Raw genomic sequence first — 7,336 nt, 5'->3', positions numbered from 1 at the left:
GGAGAAATCCCGCTGCCCCTTTTTCTTTTTATACCCCACCCCCCAAAGGCCCCGGCCACAGACGCCAAAGCAAAGGCCCCAACCTAAAAGGATGGGGCCTCAAGTATGGTAACATGAAATGCTGGAAAACTCAGCTGTTGATGAACCGCGGGTTGATCAGGTTCTCCAGGGAGAAACGCATCATACAGAATAGCGGAAAGCCTTCTACTCAATAATATTCTTTACGGCCTTGCCTTGTAGAATAAGAATCGTTAGGTACTCCTACTGCTTTCTACATCTTCTAACTTCTCAACAGAAATTAAAGTATAGCTCTGGGGGCATGTTGTTTTTTCACCTGCGCCTCTTTAACTTGAGCTATGGCATTTCTGTTCCCATCATTCCTTTTTGCTCTGGCAGCAGTTGCTGTTCCTATTATACTTCACCTGGTGCAACTGAGGCGGGCCAAGCGGGTCATGTTTAGTAATGTCAGGTTTATTCAGGTATCCAAGGATCTGACGGCCAGCCAGCGCAACCTGAAGGAACTGCTTATACTTCTCAGCCGCATACTTTTCATAACATTTCTTGTACTAGCCTTTGCGCAGCCCTTTCTGCCTGCCTCAGACGCTGTTGTGCCTACTGATGGCTCAGATGTTGGTATTACATTAGATAACTCCTTTAGCATGCAGAACCTGCATCAGGAGGAAGACCTGACGCTCCTGAATGTTGCTACGGACAAGGCCAGGGTTGTTGCTGATCTTTTCCCTGCCTCGTCTTCTTTCAGACTGTTTACTACGGATAACCTGAACCACGGCGCGTCTGTCCAGGAAGGCGAAGCTGCAGCCATACTTAACCAACTCGATTTTTCTGCCAAAAGATTTACGCCCTCCCAGGCACTTAGAAGTCAGCCTAACCACGTCTTTATACTTTCAGATTTTCAGAAGAACAGCTTTTCGGCCGCCGTACTGGATGCTGTTGATTCATTAACGCAGGTGCACCTTGTTCCCATAGCCGCCGCCAGTATAGCGAACATCACCATTGATTCTGTTTACCTGGAGGATGAGTTCATTCGTTTCGGCGCGGAGACACGGCTACATGTGCTGTTGACAAATACAGGGGATGAAGCGGTGGAAGATGTGCCTGTAAAACTCTTTATGCAGGAGCAGCAGGCATCGGCACTAAGTATAGATTTGCCTGCCAGGCAATCCACTGCAGCAGTTATGTCTTTCAGGGCATCTGCCGGGAGGGCAACGAAAGCCTATGTACAGGTAGAGGACTACCCCGTAGAGTTCGACAATACCTATTATTTTGTGCTGGCACCGTCTGCTCCCATCAAGGTTGTGGAAGTTATAGATCAGCAGAGCTCAAGTCTGCAGCGCCTGTACGGCAACGAGCCCTTCTTTAGGTTCACTTCTTTCCGCAGCGGAAGTATAGATTACGCCACACTGGCGGCCGCTGACATAGTTATACTTAATGGGGTGGAGTCGCTTTCGGCTGCGCTGGCGGCTACGGCGGCGAATTATGTAAAGGCGGGAGGCTCCCTGAGTATAATTCCACCTGCCGGTCAGGATAAAGGGGGATATGCCACGCTTTTTCAAAGCCTAAGCCTGCCTGCCTACTTTACGGGCGCAGGCGCTGATGCTGCTAAAACCTCCCTGGCTACCCCAGACCCAAATAACCCCTTCTTCCGGAGTATCTTTTCTGATTTTGATGCCGAGATGCAAATGCCGACTGCCGCCAGAAGTATAGCCTGGACCAGGGCCTCGGATGATATCCTCAAGTATAGGGGAGGCGCACCGTTCCTGTCCCGTTTCGACAGGGGCAGCGGGTATGTTTACCTGATGGCTGCTCCACTACAGGAGGATTACAGCACACTGCCTAACCACGCGCTCCTTGTTCCCATCATGTACAGGCTGGCCATCAGCAGCTATAAGCAGGCGCAGCAGCTGGCGTATACGTTGGGAGGCGGAACCATTCAGCTACCAGCGTCGGAGCAAACTAGGCAGGAAGGCGTGTACGAACTCCGGAAAGATACCCTCTCGTTTATACCTGAGCAGCAGGTACGCGGGGGCAGGCTATACATTAATGTGCCTCCAGATATGAGCGAAGCAGGGTTTTATACTTTGCAGCTGCAGGATTCCGCGGTGGCGACCCTGGCTTTTAACTACGGCAAGGAGGAATCATACCTGGAGCAGTATAGCCCCGACGAGCTTCGTGCGCTGCTGGGCAATGACCGGCCAAATGTGCATGTGTACGACTATGGCGATGCGTTTTCGGTGAAAGGGGAGTTCGAAAAACGATATTTTGGCGTCAAGCTTTGGAAATATTGCCTAATATTGTGTCTGTTTTTCCTGATGGCCGAAATAGCACTTATTAGATTCCTCTGACATGAAAATACTCCTCCGAGCAGCAACCATTTACGATCCCCAATCTGAGTTCCACCTGCAGCAGCAGCACATCCTCATCGAGAACGGCGCCATTGCCTACATCGGGCCGGACGAGCAGCAGGCGGATCAGGTAATTGCAACCGACGGCCTGAGCGTATCGGCAGGATGGGTGGACATGCAGGCCTATGCCGGTGAGCCGGGGCTGGAGTACAAGGAAGACCTGGAGAGCCTAGCCGCTGCCGCTGCCGCCGGAGGATTTACCGAGGTGCTGCTTTTGCCAAACACCGAGCCGGTGGTGCAGACCAAGGGCGCCATCAACTTCATCAAGAACAGAACCCATGCGTTGCCGGTAACGCTTTTGCCCGCCGCCGCCATTACCGTTGATGCCGCAGGCAAAGACCTGACGGAGATGATCGACCTGCACCGAGCGGGCGCTGTGGCCTTTACAGACGGCACGCACCCTTTGCAAGGCGCTGATGTGATCCTGAAGGCGCTGCAATACGTGCAGCCGTTTAACGGCTTGCTGATGAACAGGCCCGAACATACCCGCCTGACGGAGAATGGGCAGATGCACGAAGGCGAAGCCAGCACCCGCCTGGGTATGAAAGGCATTCCATCGTTGGCCGAGGAAGTTACGATTACCCGCGACCTGCAATTGCTGCGCTACACAGGTGGCAAGCTGCACTTCTCGCTTATCTCCACGGCCGCTGCTGTGGCAGCCATCCGCCGGGCGAAAGAAGAGGGGCTGCAGGTATCCTGCGATGTGGCCAGCTACCAGGCGGCCTTCACCGACGAGACCCTGGAGCCGTTCGATACCAACTATAAAGTAACGCCGCCTTTCCGTGGAGCCTCCGATGCGGCTGCCATAAAAGAAGGCCTGAGAGACGGCACCATCGATGCGGTGGTATCGGCGCATATGCCGCAGGACGTGGAAGCAAAGAAACTCGAGTTTGACCTGGCGGAGTTTGGCATCATAAACCTGGAGACGGCCTTTGCGGTGGCCAACACAACCCTGGAACTGCCACTGGAACTGCTCCTGGAGAAGCTGACAAGCAACCCGCGCCGCATACTTGGCCTGCCCGAGGCGCGCCTGGCCGTGGGCGAGGCGGCAAGCCTCACTATCTTTGCCCCCGGGCAAACCTGGGTGCCGTCGGCGGACAAAAGCAGGTCTAAATCGCACAACAGCCCCTTCTTTGGCCGTGAGCTGAAAGGGCGCGTGCTGGGAACAATTCATAAGGGGCAGTTAGTGCTCAACGATTCTTTTTAATATATTTATACCTATATTTAGGTGGGATAGGCGCTGTGCCGTGTTTGCCTGAGGGAGAGACTATGTTTAATCAAACAATTGTGCGGATCGGGATACGGTATGGGGTGCTGAGCGGCCTCATCTGCTTTGCGCTGGTGGCCTTGCTATACGTGGTGGGCTACAATCCCTTCGGCGACATGGGCAGGATCTCATACTTGCCGATCCCGGTCTTCGTTTTCCTGGCCATCCGTAACTATAAAAGGTATAGCGATACGGAGCTGACGTTTGGCAGGGGGCTGCGGGTGGGCCTGGCCGTGGCATTTTATACAGCCCTGACCTCTGCCCTGCTGGTGCTGGCGCTGATATACTTGGCGGGGCCTGAAATACTGCAGAACCATATCACGGAGATGCAGGCCTTGATGGAGGAGACGCGGGAGCAACAGGTGCAATTGTTAGGCGAGGAGTCGTACAGGAGTGTGTACGAGGCGCTGGAGACCCTGACGCCAACGACGCAGGCGGCTGATTTCTTTTTGTGGAGGTTGATTGTGGGCAGCATCTTTGCGCTGGTGGCTGCCGTGTTTTTCCGGAAATAATTTCATCTAAACCTATAACACATCAACTATGATTGAGAAACAACCTTCCGTTGGATCTGTTGCCTTAAAGTGGGGCTTCATCTTTGCGCTCATCGGCGTTATTTTCACCCTGGTGCTGATGGTGACCGGCCTGGCAGAGAACCGCTGGATCTCCAGCCTCGCCTACCTCATCCTGATCGGGGGTATTGTGATGGCCATGAAGAACTACAAGGAAGAGAACAACGGCTTTATGTCGTATGGGCAGGGCCTGGGTATCGGCTCGATTGTCTCCGTTGTGTACGGGCTCCTTTCCGGCATCTCGTCGTGGCTGTACATGGAGTTCGTGGACCCGGAATACATGACCCGCATCATGGAGAAACAGCGCGTGCAGATGCTGCAGGACGGTATGACCGACGAGCAGATTGACGCGGGGATGGCTATCGCTGAGAACTTCCAGGGGCCGTTCACGGTGATCCTCGGCTCTGCCGTGATCACGTTGATTTTTGGATTTATCCTGTCGCTGATCATCGCTGCGGTGATGAAAAACTCGCGACCGGAGTTTGAGTAAAACATGCAGCAATACACGTATGATATTTCGGTAGTCGTTCCGCTCTTCAACGAGGAGGAGTCGCTGCCTGAGCTCGTGCGCTGGATCCGGAGGGTGATGCATGCGCACGAGTTTTCTTATGAGGTGATACTGGTGGACGATGGCAGCACCGACCGCTCCTGGGAGGTAATTCACGCCCTGGGGGAGGAGGACAAAGCCGTGAAAGGCATCAGCTTTAACCGCAATTACGGCAAGTCTGCCGCTCTGAACGAGGGCTTCCGCCGTTGCGAGGGCGAGGTGGTGATCACCATGGATGCCGACCTGCAGGACAGCCCCGAGGAAATTCCGGCCCTCTACGACATGATCAAGCACCAGAAGTATGATCTGGTGAGTGGCTGGAAGAAAAAGCGCTTCGACCCGCTGAGCAAAACCATCCCCACAAAGTTCTTTAACGGCGCCACGCGCAAACTATCAGGTATAAAGCTGCACGACTTTAACTGCGGCCTGAAGGCTTACCGCCAGCTGCTGGTTAAAAGTATAGAAGTGCACGGGGAGATGCACCGCTACATCCCGGTGATCGCCAAGTGGAACGGCTTTACCAGGATAGGCGAGAAGGTGGTGCAGCACCAGGAGCGCAAGTATGGCACCACCAAGTTTGGCCTGGAGCGCTTCGTGTTCGGCTTCCTGGACCTGCTTTCCATTACCTTTGTGAGCCGCTTTAAAAAGCGCCCGATGCACTTCTTCGGCTCGCTGGGCACGCTCATGTTTGTGGTGGGTTTGGGCATTACGATCTGGCTGATCGTGCAGAAGCTGTTTGGCCTATATGCTGAGGGCCGCGTGCGCGACATTGTAGACCAGCCATTGTTCTTCCTGGCGCTGGTGGCCGTTCTGCTTGGCGTGCAGCTGTTTCTGGCTGGTTTCCTGGCTGAAATGATTTCCATGGCATCGAGCAGGCGCAACGAGTACCTGATCCGCGACAAGGTAGGCTCGATTAAAAAATAATGGCGAGGCGGGTAATCATCGTTGGTCCGGCGCACCCGCTGCGGGGCGGCGGCATGGCCACCTTCAACGAGCGGATGGCCTATGCCTTCCAGGAGGAGGGCTGCGAGGTGGAGATCGTTACCTTTCGCCTGCAATACCCCGCCTTCCTCTTCCCCGGCAAGAGCCAGTTCACCACAGAGCCCGCACCGGAAGGATTATCAATAAAAGTGCTCATTAACTCCATCAACCCCATTAGTTGGTGGCGTACCGGGCAATATATCAAGAAGCAAAAGCCCGACCTGGTGGTGTTCCGGTATTGGCTGCCGTTTATGGGGCCTGCGCTGGGCACGATAGCCCGCCTTATTCGCCGCAACAAGTATAGCCGCATTCTGGCCATCACCGATAACGTGGTGCCGCACGAGAAGCGCCCGGGCGATGAACTTCTTACCCGGTATTTTCTAGGCTCCTGCCACGGCTTTGTTACGCTGTCGCGGTCGGTGCAGCAGGACCTGGAGCGATTTGAGCCGAAAAAGCCAAACGTATACCTGCCGCACCCGCTCTATGATAACTTTGGCGAGGCCGAGACCAAAGAAGCCGCCTGTGCCGCCCTAGGGCTGGACTCAACGTATAACTACCTGCTCTTTTTCGGCTTTATCCGTGCCTACAAAGGGCTCGACCTGCTGCTGCAGGCCATGGCCGACCCACAGGTGCAGGAGTTATCAAACTTAAAATTGATTGTGGCCGGTGAGTTTTACGAGGATGTCGCACCCTACCAGCAGCTTATCGAGCAACTGCAGCTGCAGGACAGGCTTATACTTCGCACTGATTTTATACCGAACGCCGAGGTGCGCCACTACTTCTGCGCCGCCGACCTGGTGGTGCAGCCCTACAAACACGCTACACAGAGTGGCGTAACGCAGGTGGCCTACCATTTCGACAAGCCGATGGTGGTAACGCGCGTGGGCGGCTTATCTGAACTGGTGCCGCACGGCGAGGTAGGCTATGTGGTGGAGCCGCAGCCGCAGGCCATCGCCGCTGCTATTCACCACTTTTATACTTCCGTTGAGGCGGCCATACTTTCCGGGAACATCAGCAAGTATAAAAAGCGCTTCAGCTGGAGCCGTTTCGTAAACTCTGTCTGGCAACTGGCGGATAGTATAAAACTGAAGAACGTATAAGTATAGCAGACCACATCAATTCAACTATGAAAGAAAATACGCTGCTTATCGAAATAGATGACACTTCCTTTGAACACGAAGTGCTGCATGCCCCTACGCCGGTTCTGGTTTGTTTCAGTGCCGGCTGGTGTAGCCAGTGCGAAGCCATGGTGCCTGTGCTGGAAGAACTGGCCGAGAAGTATGAAGGCCGCATCAAATTCCTGAAACTTGATGTGGATGCCAATGCACAGAGCTCGGTAAAGTATCGGGTGCGCAGCCTGCCTACATTATTGATTTTCCAAAATGGCGAAGTGGTGGAAGAGATAACCGAAGTACTTCCGAAGCATGCCTTAGCGGAGATACTGGAGGCACGTTCCCATTCGGAGGGATAGGTCGCAACCTTTGCCTCCAGACATACAAACAAAAAATCCCCGGCAGTTTCGGCTGTCGGGGATTCATATTTTTATACT

General features: G+C 54.1%; 7 protein-coding genes. All 7 read left to right on the top strand.

The annotated features are described in order from the left end of the window. Positions 1-356: 356 nt before the first annotated feature. The 7 genes from A3841_RS13350 (at position 357) to A3841_RS13320 (ending at position 7,258) form a co-directional block, all read left to right on the top strand. Complete coding sequence (locus tag A3841_RS13350) at positions 357-2,363, top strand: BatA domain-containing protein (protein WP_073852834.1); 2,007 nt, start codon at positions 357-359, stop codon at positions 2,361-2,363. 1 nt (position 2,364) lies between these two features. Further along, a complete protein-coding gene (locus tag A3841_RS13345) occupies positions 2,365-3,630 on the top strand; it encodes a dihydroorotase (protein ID WP_073852833.1) in 1,266 nt (421 codons plus the stop codon). A 62-nt stretch (positions 3,631-3,692) separates the two neighbouring features. After that, complete coding sequence (locus A3841_RS13340; RefSeq protein WP_073852832.1) at positions 3,693-4,202, top strand: DUF4199 domain-containing protein; 510 nt, start codon at positions 3,693-3,695, stop codon at positions 4,200-4,202. A 28-nt stretch (positions 4,203-4,230) separates the two neighbouring features. Beyond that, positions 4,231-4,749, top strand: a complete 519-nt coding sequence (locus A3841_RS13335) for a DUF4199 domain-containing protein (RefSeq protein WP_073852831.1) — start codon at positions 4,231-4,233, stop codon at positions 4,747-4,749. 3 nt (positions 4,750-4,752) lie between these two features. Then, positions 4,753-5,730: a glycosyltransferase family 2 protein gene (locus tag A3841_RS13330; RefSeq protein ID WP_073852830.1), complete on the top strand. Its 978-nt coding sequence runs from the start codon at positions 4,753-4,755 to the stop codon at positions 5,728-5,730. Further along, the gene (locus tag A3841_RS13325) at positions 5,730-6,887 is read left to right on the top strand and encodes a glycosyltransferase (protein ID WP_073852829.1); all 1,158 of its coding nucleotides are present in this window, start codon (positions 5,730-5,732) and stop codon (positions 6,885-6,887) included. Before A3841_RS13330 ends, A3841_RS13325 begins: the two co-directional genes overlap by 1 nt. A gap of 26 nt (positions 6,888-6,913) precedes the next feature. Beyond that, positions 6,914-7,258, top strand: a complete 345-nt coding sequence (locus tag A3841_RS13320) for a thioredoxin family protein (protein ID WP_073852828.1) — start codon at positions 6,914-6,916, stop codon at positions 7,256-7,258. Positions 7,259-7,336 lie beyond the last annotated feature (78 nt).

Origin of the sequence: Pontibacter flavimaris, assembly GCF_001907195.1 — a bacterium.
Classification (GTDB): domain Bacteria; phylum Bacteroidota; class Bacteroidia; order Cytophagales; family Hymenobacteraceae; genus Pontibacter; species Pontibacter flavimaris.
Note: the sequence above shows the minus strand (reverse complement) of the source record. Positions and strands in the feature narration are given on the sequence as shown.

What these genes read in the sequence shown, in the direction of transcription:
- A3841_RS13350 (WP_073852834.1), top strand. Translation starts at nt 357, where the DNA reads ATGGCATTTCTGTTCCCATCATTCCTTTTTGCTCTGGCAGCAGTTGCT.
- A3841_RS13345 (WP_073852833.1), top strand. Translation starts at nt 2,365, where the DNA reads ATGAAAATACTCCTCCGAGCAGCAACCATTTACGATCCCCAATCTGAG.
- A3841_RS13340 (WP_073852832.1), top strand. Translation starts at nt 3,693, where the DNA reads ATGTTTAATCAAACAATTGTGCGGATCGGGATACGGTATGGGGTGCTG.
- A3841_RS13335 (WP_073852831.1), top strand. Translation starts at nt 4,231, where the DNA reads ATGATTGAGAAACAACCTTCCGTTGGATCTGTTGCCTTAAAGTGGGGC.
- A3841_RS13330 (WP_073852830.1), top strand. Translation starts at nt 4,753, where the DNA reads ATGCAGCAATACACGTATGATATTTCGGTAGTCGTTCCGCTCTTCAAC.
- A3841_RS13325 (WP_073852829.1), top strand. Translation starts at nt 5,730, where the DNA reads ATGGCGAGGCGGGTAATCATCGTTGGTCCGGCGCACCCGCTGCGGGGC.
- A3841_RS13320 (WP_073852828.1), top strand. Translation starts at nt 6,914, where the DNA reads ATGAAAGAAAATACGCTGCTTATCGAAATAGATGACACTTCCTTTGAA.